This window comes from Pseudomonas sp. NBRC 111124 (assembly GCF_001320245.1).
Classification (GTDB): Bacteria; Pseudomonadota; Gammaproteobacteria; order Pseudomonadales; family Pseudomonadaceae; genus Aquipseudomonas.
The window spans coordinates 1-13,344 of record NZ_BCBA01000078.1 but is presented as its reverse complement, the minus strand read 5'-3'; the positions used below and the strand labels follow the sequence as shown (position 1 = coordinate 13,344).

General features: G+C 63.5%; 14 protein-coding genes and 1 pseudogene. 10 read left to right on the top strand and 5 right to left on the bottom strand.

Annotated elements, in window-relative coordinates:
• Nucleotides 1-125: 125 nt before the first annotated feature.
• From APH28_RS25430 to APH28_RS25420, 3 genes are all read left to right on the top strand, one after another.
• Nucleotides 126-836 carry a YebC/PmpR family DNA-binding transcriptional regulator gene (locus APH28_RS25430; RefSeq protein ID WP_060513203.1) on the top strand — a complete coding sequence of 237 codons (711 nt, stop codon included), beginning with the start codon at nucleotides 126-128 and terminating at the stop codon, nucleotides 834-836.
• 147 nt (nucleotides 837-983) lie between these two features.
• Nucleotides 984-1,928 carry a LysR family transcriptional regulator gene (locus APH28_RS25425; protein WP_060513202.1) on the top strand — a complete coding sequence of 315 codons (945 nt, stop codon included), beginning with the start codon at nucleotides 984-986 and terminating at the stop codon, nucleotides 1,926-1,928.
• 81 nt (nucleotides 1,929-2,009) lie between these two features.
• Nucleotides 2,010-3,422: a DOPA decarboxylase gene (locus tag APH28_RS25420; RefSeq protein WP_060513201.1), complete on the top strand. Its 1,413-nt coding sequence runs from the start codon at nucleotides 2,010-2,012 to the stop codon at nucleotides 3,420-3,422.
• Between the two features lie 103 nt (nucleotides 3,423-3,525).
• Here APH28_RS25420 and APH28_RS25415 read toward each other — a convergent pair whose 3' ends face one another.
• Entirely contained in the window at nucleotides 3,526-4,899 is a 1,374-nt protein-coding gene (locus APH28_RS25415) for an MFS transporter (protein WP_060513200.1), read from the bottom strand.
• A gap of 476 nt (nucleotides 4,900-5,375) precedes the next feature.
• Between APH28_RS25415 and quiC the strand changes: the two genes are divergently transcribed.
• On the top strand, nucleotides 5,376-7,283 hold the full coding sequence (gene quiC, locus APH28_RS25410; RefSeq protein WP_060513199.1) for a 3-dehydroshikimate dehydratase QuiC: 1,908 nt from the start codon (nucleotides 5,376-5,378) through the stop codon (nucleotides 7,281-7,283).
• A 63-nt stretch (nucleotides 7,284-7,346) separates the two neighbouring features.
• On the opposite strand, the gene APH28_RS25405 is transcribed toward quiC, so the two are convergent.
• Nucleotides 7,347-7,595 carry a CsbD family protein gene (locus tag APH28_RS25405; protein ID WP_060513198.1) on the bottom strand — a complete coding sequence of 83 codons (249 nt, stop codon included), beginning with the start codon at nucleotides 7,593-7,595 and terminating at the stop codon, nucleotides 7,347-7,349.
• A 244-nt stretch (nucleotides 7,596-7,839) separates the two neighbouring features.
• Between APH28_RS25405 and APH28_RS25400 the strand changes: the two genes are divergently transcribed.
• The 4 genes and pseudogenes from APH28_RS25400 to APH28_RS25390 all read left to right on the top strand — a co-directional run bounded on the left by APH28_RS25400 (nucleotide 7,840) and on the right by APH28_RS25390 (nucleotide 9,841).
• Nucleotides 7,840-8,382, top strand: coding sequence for a chalcone isomerase family protein (locus APH28_RS25400; protein WP_060513215.1), 543 nt, complete (start codon nucleotides 7,840-7,842; stop codon nucleotides 8,380-8,382).
• A gap of 3 nt (nucleotides 8,383-8,385) precedes the next feature.
• A complete protein-coding gene (locus APH28_RS25395) occupies nucleotides 8,386-8,919 on the top strand; it encodes a DUF3833 domain-containing protein (RefSeq protein WP_060513197.1) in 534 nt (177 codons plus the stop codon).
• Between the two features lie 8 nt (nucleotides 8,920-8,927).
• A pseudogene (locus tag APH28_RS28760) lies at nucleotides 8,928-9,047 on the top strand (DUF2256 domain-containing protein); the annotation flags it as partial.
• 122 nt (nucleotides 9,048-9,169) lie between these two features.
• Nucleotides 9,170-9,841 carry a TetR/AcrR family transcriptional regulator gene (locus tag APH28_RS25390; RefSeq protein WP_060513196.1) on the top strand — a complete coding sequence of 224 codons (672 nt, stop codon included), beginning with the start codon at nucleotides 9,170-9,172 and terminating at the stop codon, nucleotides 9,839-9,841.
• Between the two features lie 6 nt (nucleotides 9,842-9,847).
• On the opposite strand, the gene APH28_RS25385 is transcribed toward APH28_RS25390, so the two are convergent.
• Both APH28_RS25385 and APH28_RS25380 read right to left on the bottom strand, forming a co-directional pair.
• Nucleotides 9,848-10,855, bottom strand: coding sequence for a GlxA family transcriptional regulator (locus APH28_RS25385; protein ID WP_060513195.1), 1,008 nt, complete (start codon nucleotides 10,853-10,855; stop codon nucleotides 9,848-9,850).
• A gap of 151 nt (nucleotides 10,856-11,006) precedes the next feature.
• Nucleotides 11,007-11,825 (bottom strand): HDOD domain-containing protein, encoded by an 819-nt coding sequence (locus APH28_RS25380; RefSeq protein ID WP_060513194.1) that lies wholly within the window; start codon nucleotides 11,823-11,825, stop codon nucleotides 11,007-11,009.
• A 274-nt stretch (nucleotides 11,826-12,099) separates the two neighbouring features.
• Between APH28_RS25380 and APH28_RS25375 the strand changes: the two genes are divergently transcribed.
• Nucleotides 12,100-12,312: a PLDc N-terminal domain-containing protein gene (locus tag APH28_RS25375; RefSeq protein ID WP_060513193.1), complete on the top strand. Its 213-nt coding sequence runs from the start codon at nucleotides 12,100-12,102 to the stop codon at nucleotides 12,310-12,312.
• Between the two features lie 42 nt (nucleotides 12,313-12,354).
• Here the strand turns inward: APH28_RS25375 and APH28_RS25370 are convergent, their stop codons facing one another.
• Entirely contained in the window at nucleotides 12,355-12,681 is a 327-nt protein-coding gene (locus APH28_RS25370) for a hypothetical protein (RefSeq protein WP_060513192.1), read from the bottom strand.
• Between the two features lie 202 nt (nucleotides 12,682-12,883).
• Here APH28_RS25370 and APH28_RS25365 point away from each other — a divergent pair, with 202 nt between their 5' ends.
• Nucleotides 12,884-13,291: a RidA family protein gene (locus APH28_RS25365; protein ID WP_060513191.1), complete on the top strand. Its 408-nt coding sequence runs from the start codon at nucleotides 12,884-12,886 to the stop codon at nucleotides 13,289-13,291.
• Nucleotides 13,292-13,344 lie beyond the last annotated feature (53 nt).

The following is a 13,344-nucleotide window of genomic DNA, read 5'->3' as shown; positions in this document are numbered from 1 at the left end:
GGGAAAGCGGGCAGGGCCGACAAAACGTGAGATGACTTGTCGATCCACTGCCCGAGGGCGTATAAACTGCACCCACTTTTGGCCGGTCGCTTCCTGAACCGGCCGCTGAAACAAAGAGAGTCGACATGGGCGCACAGTGGAAAGCCAAACATAGAGAAACAGCTGCCAATGCCAAGGGCAAGATCATGGGCAAGCTGGCCAAGGAAATCCAGATCGCGGCCAAGTCTGGCGCCGACCCGGACATGAACCCGCGCCTGCGCCTGGCCATCGTCCAAGCGAAGAAAGCCTCGATGACCCGCGAGACCCTTGAGCGTGCAATCAAGAAAGGCGCAGGCCTGGACGGCGAAGCCGTGCAGTACCACGCCGTCAGCTACGAAGGCTTCGCCCCGCACCAGGTGCCACTGATCGTCGAGTGCCTGACCGACAACGTCAACCGCACCGTGGCGCAGATCCGCGTGCTGTTCCGCAAGGGCCAGCTGGGCGCCAGCGGTTCGGTGACCTGGGACTTCAACCACGTCGGCCTGATCGAAGCCACCCCGGAAGGCGATGCCGACCCGGAAATGGCTGCAATCGAAGCCGGTGCCCAGGACTTCGAGGAAGGTGAAGAAGAAGGTTCGACCTTGTTCATCACCGACACCACCGACCTGGATGCTGTGCAGAAGGCCCTGCCGGATCACGGCTTCACCGTGACTTCGGCGAAAATCGGCTACACCCCGAAGAACCCGGTGAGCGCGGCCAGCCTGAGTGCTGAGGCGCTGGCCGAGGTTGAAGCGTTCCTCGAGGCGATCGACGAGAACGATGACGTGCAGAACGTCTACGTTGGCCTGACCGACTAAAAAGCTGGGGCCGCTTTGCGGCCCATTCGCGACACAAGGCCGCTCCTACAGGAATATGCGTTTCCCTGCAGGAGCGGCCTTGCCGGGGCGCCGTACCGGTCGGAAACGAGTGCGAAGCCCTCGCCAGCGATCCGGAGCCGATCATCAATGAACCCCACCTTCGCCTCCCTCAGCCTCGCCCACCTGCGTACCCTCGACTGCCTCCTGCAGCTGAAAAACCTCAGCCACACCGCCGACCGCCTGGGCGTCAGCCAGTCCGCCCTCAGCCGCCAGTTGGCCCACCTGCGCGAAGCCTTCGACGACCCGCTACTGGTACGCCAGGGCCGCGGTTATGTGCTTAGCGAATACGCCGAAGCCCTGGTCGAACCCCTGCGCCAGGTGCTCGAAGAACTCCAGGCCCTGCGCCAACCCGCCGTCTTCGACCCGGCCCGCTGCGAGCGGCGCTTCTGCCTGGCCGCCTCCGACTACGTGGCCGAGCACATGCTGCCGTTGCTGGTGGCCGCGTTGGAGCAGGAGGCCCCGGGCGTGTCCATCGACTACCGCACCTGGCAGGCCGGGCAGTACGCCTTGCTCGCCAGCGGCGAGATCGACCTGGCCACCACCTTGTTCGATGAATCGCCGCCCAACTTGCATGGCCGGCTGCTTGGGGAAGACCGCGCGGTGTGCCTGATGCGCCGGGATCACCCGCTGACCGCCCTGGAGGTGCTGGGGCAGGACGACTACCTGGCCTGCAAGCACGTGCGCATTTCCGGAGGCGGCGACAAGGACAGCTTCATCGACCGCCACCTGCGCGCCCAGGGCCTGCAGCGGCGCATCAGCCTGGAGGTGCCGTTCTTCTCGGCCACCGTGCAAGTGATCGGCAACAGCCAGGCGCTGGCCACCGTGCCCGAGCACATCGCCCGCCAGCTATCGCGCCTGCATGGCCTGGCGTGGCGGCCGTTGGGGTTTGTCGAGCATACCCAGCGCTATTGGGTGGTGTGGCATCAGCGCTTGCAGGCCTCGGCCGAGCATCGCTGGCTGCGTAACCGGGTGTTCGAGCTGTGGCGGCAGTCGCAGTTCGGCGTGCAGGGCGGGGTTGCGCAATTGCCATAGCAGGTATGCGCGAAGCGGGGTTATTCGCGCAGGCGTAGGCGCCTAGACTGGGGGCACTGGACAATCCTCAGGAGAGCGCGCGTGACCCCAGAACAATTCCGCCAGTACGGCCACCAGCTGATCGACCTGATCGCCGACTACCGCCAATCGGTCGGCGAACGCCCGGTCATGGCTCAGGTCGAGCCCGGCTACCTCAAGGCCCAGCTGCCTCAAGGCGCGCCGCAGCAGGGCGAGCCGTTCGAAGCGATTCTCGATGACGTCAATCAACTGGTCATGCCCGGCCTGTCGCACTGGCAGCACCCGGATTTCTACGGCTACTTTCCGTCCAACGGCACGCTGTCGTCGGTGCTCGGCGACTTCCTTAGCACCGGCCTCGGTGTGCTGGGGCTGTCGTGGCAATCCAGTCCGGCCTTGAGCGAGCTTGAAGAAACCACCCTCGACTGGCTGCGCCAGCTGCTTGGCCTGTCGGCGCAGTGGAGCGGGGTGATCCAGGACACCGCGTCCACCAGCACCCTGGTGGCGCTGATCAGCGCCCGTGAGCGTGCCACCGACTATGCGCTGGTGCGCGGCGGTTTGCAGGCCGAGGTCAAGCCATTGATTGTTTATGTCAGCGCCCATGCCCACAGCTCGGTGGACAAGGCCGCGCTGCTGGCCGGCTTCGGCCGTGCCAACATTCGCCTGATTGCCACCGACGAGCAGTTCGCCATGCGCCCGGACGCGTTGCGAGCAGCCATCGAGCAGGACCTGGCCGCCGGCAACCAGCCATGCGCTGTGGTCGCCACCACCGGCACCACCACCACCACAGCCCTCGACCCGCTGCGCCCGATCGGCGAAATCGCCCAGGCCAACGGGCTGTGGCTGCATGTCGACTCGGCCATGGCCGGCTCGGCGATGATCCTGCCGGAATGCCGCTGGATGTGGGATGGCATCGAGCTGGCCGACTCGGTGGTGGTCAACGCGCACAAATGGCTGGGTGTGGCGTTCGATTGCTCGATCTATTACGTGCGCGATCCGCAGCACCTGATTCGGGTGATGAGCACCAACCCGAGCTACCTGCAGTCGGCGGTGGATGGAGAGGTGAAGAACCTGCGTGACTGGGGCATTCCGCTGGGACGCCGGTTCCGCGCGTTGAAGTTGTGGTTCATGTTGCGCAGTGAAGGTGTCGAAGCGCTGCAGCAGCGCTTGCGCCGGGATCTGGAGAATGCACGCTGGCTGGCGGAGCAAGTGAATGCGGCGGCGGAGTGGGACGTACTGGCGCCGGTGCAGTTGCAGACCTTGTGCATTCGCCATCGGCCGGCCGGGCTGGAGGAGGAGGCGCTGGATGCGCACACCAAGGCGTGGGCGGAGCGGTTGAATGCGTCCGGGCTGGCGTATGTGACGCCGGCGACGCTGGACGGGCGGTGGATGGTGCGGGTGTCGGTGGGTGCACTGCCGACCGAGCGGGAGCATGTGGAGAAGCTTTGGCGTCACCTGCAAGAGGTGGTCAAAGGCTGACATTGCTGGGGCCGCTTTGCGGCCCTTTCGCGACACAAGGCCGCTCCTACAGTAGGTGCGGCCTTGTGTCGCGAAAGGGCTGCAGCGCAGCCCCGGCAATCTATCAGTTGCTCACAGCTTGAAAGCTACCCTTGCGGCTGGCCTCGAAGGCTTCCTTCGCCATCGGTTTGGCATCCGGGTTACCCAGGTCTTCCATCGCCATGCGGTGGGTCTCAGGCGCAATGTAGGCCGCCAGTGCACACACGCAGGTGATGAAGAACGCCAGGCCACCGATCACCAGCGGAATGTTGTCCGAACCCGGTGGCGCCACCAGGGCGAACAGGGCGGGCAGCATCGCGGTGAGCATGGTGCCGATGTTCTGCGCGATGGCCATGGCCGAGACGCGATAACGGGTGTGGAACAGCTCCGGGTAGAAGCTTGGGAACACCGCGTTGTAGCCCTGGTAGACCATGCCCCACATCACGATCGAGGCAGCGAAGGCCAGCGGCACGTTCTGGATGCTGATTGCATACAGGTAGACGAAGGCCAGCAGGCCCGAGCCCAGGCAGCCGGCGATCATGGTCGGGCGACGGCCGATCTTGTCGGACAGGTTGCCGACGAACGGGATCACCAGCACCGCGACGATGTTGCCCACCACCGGGATCCACAGGTACACGCTCTTGTCGAAGCCGATGCCATAGGCCGGCTGTACCGCGTAGGCCGCGCCGAAGATGGTGGCGACCACCGGGATCACGTTCATCAACGCCATGAACATCACCAGCACCATGTGCTTCCAGCTGTGGCGGAAGGCTTCGCTGATCGGCGACTTGGCAACCTTGTCCTGCTTCTCTTCCTTAACAAAAGCCGGGGTTTCGTGCACTTCCTTGCGGATGATGAAGCCCGCGACCAGGACGAAGGCGCTCAACAGGAACGGAATACGCCAGCCCCAATCATTGAAGGCTTCACTCGGCATGAAGTAGGCCAGTGGCAGGAACACCGCCGCTGCCATTACCTGGCCAGCCTGCACGCCTTGCAAGGTGAAGCTGGCATAGTAGCCACGCCGGCCGAACGGGGCGTGCTCCATGATCATCGAGCTGGCGCCGGAAATTTCACCGGCCACGGCAAAGCCCTGGATCAGGCGAAGTACCACCAGCAAGGCCGGGGCCAGCATCCCGATATCGTGGTAAGTCGGCAGCAGCCCGACGGCCATGGTCGACAGGCCCATCAGGAACATGCACAGCAGCAGCACGTTCTTGCGCCCACGGGTATCACCCCAGTGGCCGAGCACAAAGGCGCCGACAGGGCGCGCCAGGTAGCCCACACCGTAGGTGGCCAACGAGGCGATGATGGCCATTTTGGGATCGGTGTTGGGGAAGAAGATCTGCGGGAAGATCAGCGCCGCAGCCTGGGCATAGATGAAGAAGTCGTAGTATTCGAGTGCCGAGCCAATCCATCCACTGGCGGTCGCTTTCTTGGCTTGAGAGCTTGAGTGAGCCATCGTTGTCTCCGTTGTTCTTGTAGGTCGCCGCACGGCTGGCGTTGCCCAGGGGCGGCCAGAGGGGTGCGATCGCTTATCGGGAGTAGGGCGGTTATAGCGCTGACGATCGCAGGCGGTGTCTGCAAAGGGAGGACGAACGAGCAGGTGCGGGTCGCAAGGCGATGGAGGTGTGCATAGGTCGGTACCCGGTTTATTGAACTTATTATGTTGTGACGTTGGGCGTGTCTGCGCAGGTTCCGTCGAACGACCCTCAGGGCAAAAGAGGGCGGTCGGTGTGCCTGCGTCTGGGTTCATGTTTGCTTAGGGTCGTCAGCGAATCAATTCGCCTCATTCGGTTTTGTTCGGTAATCGAACGCAAAACTAACCATTCCGTACAAACAGATTGCCGGGCCGACTTTACCTGCGAATAATCAACAGTGCCAGAAACCCACGCGGGGTTTCGGCCCGTCGTTTGTCCAATAACAAGGAACTCCTCCATGCAGCGTTCGATAGCCACCGTGTCCTTGAGCGGCACCCTGCCGGAAAAGCTCGAAGCCATCGCCGCCGCCGGTTTCGACGGCGTCGAGATCTTCGAGAACGACCTGTTGTACTACGCCGGCAGCCCGCGCGAAGTGCGGCAGATGTGCGCCGACCTTGGCATTGCCATCACCTTGTTCCAGCCGTTCCGTGACTTTGAAGGTTGCCGCCGCGACCGCCTGCAGAAGAACCTCGACCGCGCCGAGCGCAAGTTTGACCTGATGCAAGAGCTGGGCACCGACCTGGTGCTGGTGTGCAGCAACGTCCAGGCCGACGCCCTGGGTGATGAACAGATCCTGGTGGACGACCTGCGCCTGCTCGGCGAGCACGCCGGTAAACGTGGGCTGCGCATCGGCTACGAAGCCCTGGCCTGGGGCCGCCACGTCAATACCTACCAGCAGGTGTGGAACTTGGTGCGCCAGGCCGACCACCCGGCGCTGGGGGTGATCCTCGACAGTTTCCACACCTTGTCGCTCAAAGGTGACCCGGCGGCGATCCGCGACATCCCCGGCGACAAGATCTTCTTCGTGCAGATGGCCGACGCGCCGATCCTGAACATGGACGTGCTGGAGTGGAGCCGCCACTTCCGCAACTTCCCGGGCCAGGGCGAAATGGACCTGGCCGGCTTCCTCGCGCCGATCCTCGCCACCGGGTACCGCGGCCCGCTGTCGCTGGAAATCTTCAACGACGGCTTCCGCGCCGCGCCACCACGGCAGAACGCCGCCGACGGCCTGCGCTCGCTGCTGTACCTCGAAGAGCAGACCCGCCTGCGCCTGGAGCAAGAAGGCACTGCCATCGAGCCGGGCGTGCTGTTCACCCCGCCGGCTGCCAGCGCCTACGACGGCGTGGAGTTCCTCGAATTTGCCGTCGATGAAGCCGTCGGCGCGCGCCTGGGCAGCTGGCTCAAGCGCCTGGGCTTTGCCGAAGCTGGCAAGCACCGCAGCAAGGACGTGCGCCTGCTGCGCCAGAACGACATCAACATCGTGCTCAACGCCGAGCCGTACTCCTTCGGCCACAACTTCTTCGAAGCCCATGGCCCTTCGCTGTGCGCCACCGCCTTGCGGGTGAAGGACGAGCACGCCGCGCTGCAACGCGCCACCGACTTCCGTGGCCAGCCATTCCGTGGCCTGGTTGGCCCCAACGAATGCGAAGTGCCGGCCGTACGTGCGCCGGATGGAAGCCTGATTTACCTGGTGGAGCAGGGCAAGGAAGGGCCGTCACTGTACGACACCGACTTCCGCCTGGACCCGGCCGCCAATGCCACCGGCGGCTTGCAGCGCATCGACCACATGGCCCTGGCGCTGCCGGCCGAGTCGCTGGACAGCTGGGTGCTGTTCTACAAGAGCCTGTTCGACTTTGCTGCCGACGACGAAGTGGTGCTGCCCGACCCGTACGGCCTGGTAAAGAGCCGCGCCTTGCGCAGCCAGTGCGGTAGCTTGCGTTTGCCGTTGAACATCTCGGAAAACCGCAACACCGCCATCGCCCACGCGCTGTCCAGCTATCGTGGCTCCGGTGTGCATCACATTGCCTTCGATTGTGCAGACATCTTCGCTGAAGTCGCGCGAGCGAAGGAATCTGGGGTTCCGCTGCTGGAAATCCCACTGAACTACTACGACGACCTCGCGGCGCGCTTCGATTTCAATGACGAGTTCCTCAGCGAGCTGGCGTATTACAACGTGCTGTACGACCGCGATGCCCAAGGGGGCGAGCTGTTCCACGTGTACACCGAGCCGTTCGAGGAGCGCTTCTTCTTCGAGATCATCCAGCGTAAGGGGGGCTATGCCGGGTATGGCGCGGCGAACGTTGCGGTGCGGCTGGCGGCGATGGCCAAGCGCCGTAGCGGGGCGGCGCGCAAGCCGGTGTTGTAACGGGGTAGCGCTCGATATTACGGGCGCTGCAAGCCCTTCGGCTGCAGCGCCTTGCGATTGAAATCAGCGGCGCAACAGACGGCTGACAACCAGTGCCAGGCCAGCGGCCACTGCAAGCGCAGTCAGCGGCTTTTCCCTCACAAATGTCGAAACGTTATCCAGTGCATCGCCATAGCTTTTGGTGATCTGCCCCGACGCCTGGCGTGCGTCTCCTTCGGCTTTCAGCGCCGGATCCTCGAGCCACTCTCCTGCTGCGCTCTGAGCCTTGCCGGCCACCTTCTGCGCAACACCTTCGATCTGTTCGCTTTTCATGATTGATCAAACCTTCCTGTGAATGGCAATGGGCTTGTCGCACAGGGTTAGGGCGGCGCGACTGTGGCTTAGTTCCAATTGTGTAACGGGTTGATTGGTGCGCACGTGCTCTCGGGGTGCGAGCCCTGGTCATCTATGCTTGTGTGGATGCATTCGGAGGATGTGAACCGTCCGGAGCGAGGGGGCAATCATGAGCAAGGTATTCGTCAACAGCGGCCTGAGCCTCGACGGCGGGCGTAAGGGGATGACGAGCCTGGTTATCCGCCTGTTCGTGGTGGTCGCCTTGCTGACGGTGGCATCGCCCGCCAGCGCGGACTGGCGCACATCAATGCCTGCCGCACAGGTGGCGGGCAGTGGCGACTTCACCTGGTTCAGCCTGCGCCTCTACACCGCCCGGCTGTGGCTTGCCAGTGGCTCCTGGAGCTGGGACAAGCCATTTGCCCTCGAATTGATTTACCACCGGTCGCTGTCACGGAACACGCTGGTGCAGGCCAGCATCGATGAAATACAACGGCTGGCGAAGCATCCATTGCCCAGCGACACCGTGCAACTCTGGTCAGCCGCCATGGCTGAAGCTTTCGTCGACGTGCGCCCGGGCATGAACATCACCGGCTTGTATCTACCCGGCCAGGGTTGCCGTTTCTATGTCGATGGCCAGCTTAGCCGGGAGGTGACTGACCCGGCATTCGCCCGTGCGTTCTTTGCCATCTGGCTGGACCCCGAGGCCCGTGATGCGCAGCTGCGCGAGCGCCTGCTAGGGGTGGGCGGGCGCGACCGAGGAGGTTGAAGCATGTACAAACCACTGCTGTTGATCGCTTGCCTGCTGCTGGGCAGTTGCAAGGTTGGGGTCGAACACTACGCGCAGGAGCAGCCGCGCCTGGACCTGGCGGCGTTCTTTTCGCATCCGGTGCAGGCGTGGGGCATGTTTCAGAAGCGCTCGGGCGAGGTGGTCAAGCGCTTCCATGTGCGGGTTGACAGCCGCCGGGAAGGCGAACGGCTGATACTCGACGAACACTTCGTGTACAGCGATGGCACGCGCCAGCAGCGCACCTGGACCCTCACCCCCGATGGCCCTGACCGCTGGCGCGGCACGGCTGGCGACGTGATCGGCGAGGCCACGGGCATCGTGGCGGGCAATGCCTTGCAATGGCGCTACCAGCTGGACCTGCCGGTCGATGGCCGGCACTGGACCATGGACATGGATGACTGGATGTACCTGATGGACGAGGACACCCTGATCAACCGCACGCGCATGAGCAAGCTCGGCGTAGAGGTGGGGCAGGTCACGTTGTTCTTCCGGCGTATGCCGCAAGCCTCACGGTGACCCCAGCCATGAAGAAGCAAGCGTTGCCGAGCAAGGTCTGCGTTGTCTGTGGCCTGCCGTTCAGCTGGCGCAAACGCTGGGCTCGCTGTTGGGATGAGGTGCGCTACTGTTCCGAGCGCTGTCGCCGCACAGCGAAATGTGCGACGCATTTCCCGCGCATTGAGTCGCCCTATACCAAAAGCCTGCTTCCCAGCCAACCGCCTCTCACGGATAATCCCCCCAAATCCCAATAAATACCCCGTGAGCCCCCATGAGCAACCCCGTAGCCCCCCTCAGCCCGCCTGAACCCTCGGCTACGCGCCAACCGCGCAAGAACAACCCCGAGAAAACCCGCGAGGACATCCTCCAGGCCGCCATCAACGAGTTCGTCCAGCAAGGCTTGGCCGGCGCGCGCGTGGACGCCATCGCCGAGCGCACGGCCACCTCCAAGCGCATGATCTACTACTACTTCGGCAGCAAGGAGCAGCTGTACGTCGAGTGCCTGGTCAAACTTTATGGCGACATCCGCAAGACCGAGCAGAGCCTGGACCTGGAGTCGCTGCCGGCCGAGCAGGCGATTCGCCGGCTGGCCGAATTCACCTTCGACCACCACGACCGCAACGTCGATTTCGTGCGCATGGTCTGCACCGAGAACATCCACTACGGCGAATACGTCAAGAAGTCTCCGGCCATCCGCGAGATGAGCAGCCTGGTGCTGCAGGCCTTGAGCAGCACCCTGGAGCGGGGCGTGCAAGAGGGCGTGTTCCGCCCTGGCATCGAGGTCATCGACCTGCACATGCTGATGAGTTCGTTCTGCTTCTACCGGGTGTCCAACCGCCATACCTTCGGCGACATCTTCCAGATCGACCTGGCCGACGAGCAGGTCAAGCTACGCCACCGGCAGATGATCTGCGACGTGGTGCTCAGCTACATCCGCGCCTGACCCCGCTTATTCGCCCAGCCGTTGCTCGCGTGACGGCGGGTAGCCGAAATAGGCGGCGTAGCACTTGCTGAAGTGCGACACCGAGACGAAGCCGCAGGCCACTGCCACCTCCATCACCGACAGGTCGGAGTACTGCAGCAAACGGCGGCTTTTGGTGATGCGCAGTTCCATGTAGTAGCGCCGCGGCGAGGTGCCGAGCTGGGCCTGGAACAGGCGGTCGATCTGCCGGCGCGAGCGGCCGCTGTAGGCGGCCAGCTGGTCGAGGCTCAGCGTTTCTTCGAGGTTGTTTTCCATCAGCTCGACAATGGTGCGCAGGTGCAGGCTCATGGACTTTTTCGCCCCGGGGCCGACCTGGCGGTAGCGGGCGCCGGAGAACGACAGGATTTCTTCCACGCCTTCGGCCAAACCGTCGCCATACAGACGGCGCACCAGGCCGAGCATCAGCTCCATGGCGCCGTTGGGGCTGGCGGCGCTGAGGCGGTCGCGGTCGAGGGTGAAGCTGGCCGGGGTGATGCGGGTTTGCGGGCTGCGCTCGGACAGGCTGGCGCGCTGTTCGGGGTGAATGCTGCAGCCGTAGTCGTCGAGTACGCCGGCACGGCCGAGGAACCAGGCGCCGTTCCACAGCCCGCCCAGGGCCATGCCGTGGGCGGCGCAGTCGTCCAGCAGGCGGTCGAGCTCGGGGTATTTCAGCGGTGTGCGCAGGCCGCCGCAGACGATCAGCAGGTCCAGTTCCTTGAGCTCGGTGGCTGACAGTTCGCTGGCGACCAGTTCCAGGCCCAGGTCGCTCAATACCCGGTCACCCTTGAGTGACAGCGGGGTGAAGCGGAAGCTGTCGGCGCGCAGCAGGTTGGCGGTGACCAGCACGTCCATGGCCACGGTGAAGCTGGCCATCGAGAAGTGCTCGAGAAGGATGAAGTCGACGCGGTAGGGTGCCTCGGGGCTACCGGCGCTGGCCTTGAGCCGCAGCATGTTGCTGGTGCTGGTCTTCTTGCTGAACTGACGTGGGGTGGGCACTCTGGACTCCGCTTCCTGGCTGGCCAGCAGAGTGTGGCGGGAGCGTGCGGGAAAGACAATCTTCGGCGGGCGCGTGTCGCGTTGCAGGTCGTGTTGAGGCAAGTCTGCGCCGGCCTCTTCGCGGGCTTGTGCTGCGAAGAGGCCGGTGCGGTCAGGCCAGATAGTCGGCGAAGGCCTTGTCCTGCTCCAGCACGAACGGCAGCTTTTCAAACAGCAAGTCGAGGTCGACCTCTTCGAACAGTGGTCCACCCAGGGCATCGCGCGCTTCGCCCGTCGGCCCGCCGTGCTGTTCCAGCGCATCGAAAATCTCCATCGCCTGGGCGATGACCCGCGCATAGGGCTGGCCATCAGGCGCCAGGTGCGGTTGCGCCTGGTAGCGGATGGCTGCTTGCAAGGTCTGCGGCAGGTTCCAGCGCTTGGCCAGTTCGGCGCCGACTTCCGGGTAGCCGAAGCCCAGTTGCTGGGTTTCGCTGGCAGCGCGGTTGGTGGTACCACTGGCCCCTTTAATGCGTGCGGCGTATTCCGGCGCGCCGGTCTGGATCAACAGCTCACCGATGTCGTGCATGACCCCGCAGGTGAAGGCTACCTCACCGTCAAGCCCGGCCTGGCGGGCCAGCAGGCGGCTGATGCTGGCAACCTGGAAGCTGCGCCCCCAGAACACCTTGAGGTTGAAGCCCGGCGCCGACTTGAACGCCCCGGTCACGGCCGAGGCCAGTACCAGGGTACGTAGCGTGTTGAAGCCCAGGCGCATGGCCGCATCCTCGATGCTGGCCGACTCGCGGGCGCCCTTGAAGCGCGCCGAGTTGGCCAGGCGCAGCACCTTGGCGGCGATGACCGGGTCGCGCTCGATGCTTCGCGCGACCTTTTCCAGGCTTTCGTGGGGGTTGTCAAACTGCTGGACCAGCTCCAGGGCGACCTGAGGAATGCTGGGAAGGGTGTGCAACTGCGCAAACAGCGTATTGATATCCATGGCAAGACGCTCTTCGTCCGGTGGGACTTTATACGATAGGCAATATTTCGCGGTCTGCCTGCCGCTTGTCCGGCTTCAGCACGCAGCATTAGGGAAGTCGCAATCCATCCTGCAGAGCAACGGGTGATTGAGCGATGGTCAACCTGAAAGAACGTGAATGCCGTGTCCCAGGTGCTAAGCGGTCGGTAACTTGGTGGCCGCTGTGCTACAAATTGAAATGAACCCTCTGTGCTAGCCGTAACCCAAATCAGTACATGCCAACGGGAGTGTGCTTATGGAAATCGGAACGATGTGGATCATTGTCGCGGCTTTGGTCATCCTGCTGGAGATCTTTGCCATTTGGCACATCATCGGCAGCGAACGGCGCGCGGAGCGCAAGATGCTGTGGATCGTCTTCGTGGTCTATGCACCGTTCCCGGGGTTGCTGTTCTGGATTTGGCGTGGGCCGCGAGCGGTGAAGGGCAGGGCAGTGCTGGAAGAAAAGTGACAGCGGCGGTATCAGGCGCGGGGGCGCCTGATACCGGTGGCTTCAGTCCGGCGTGATACCGATTTGGATCGCCGGGTCGAGGCCGCTGACCAGCAAGCTGCCGGCGAAGCTGACCTTATCTTCTACCTCAAGCGCCTTGAACGCGTCGCGGATGCTGTTACGAATCGATTTGCTGGCTTCTTTGCGCTTTTCCTCCTTCGTACCGGCGGACAGAACCAGCTTACCGTGCAGCGTCGTTTCGACTCTGCCGAAGGTCTTCCAGCCCATCTCTTCACGCAGGTGGGTGCGCGCTGCTGCGGCGTCACCTTCATGCTCTTTGCTCTCGGGGCTGATGGTGTAAGCGAGCTGGAATTCGTGGGACGTGCTCATGGCCTTTCCTTTATTGAAGCGGCGCTGCGCCGCGGCTCTGGCCTCCGTGCCGGGAGCTGCAATTTAGCGAACTGTGCTGCGGAATCCTACATACGCGGTGTTGAGCTTCTGTGCAGTAATAACGAAATTTCCTACAGCAGCTTGACCTCTACCTAACTCGAGCCCCCAGACTCGGACGCTCATTCACACGAAGGAGCGTTCCATGACCCGCGCATTCCAGCTGTCCAACCCACAAGGTCTGTACGACCCCAGTGCCAATGCCTATTCCCATGTTGCCGAGGTCAGCGCCGGTAGCCGCCTGCTGTTTGTCGCCGGGCAAGGCGGCGAGGATGCCGCTGGGCAACTGTCACCGGAGTTCGCCGAACAGGCACGCCAAGCGCTGGCCAATCTGCAGACGGCGCTGGCCTCGAAAGGCGCGGAGCTGGACCAGGTTTTCAAGTTGACGTTGCTCGTTGTCGATCACAGTGAGGCGCGGTTGGCGCAATGGGTAGCCGAGGCGGACAGGGCTTGGGGCGGGCAAATGAAGCCGACCTGTACGCTCATACCGGTACCACGGCTGGCGCTCGATGGGATGCTGGTGGAGATCGAGGCTGTGGCTGCTGTAGCGTAATACGCTGACGGCCCATTCGCGGGTAAAGCACAACATTCAGGGCCCGTAAAGAA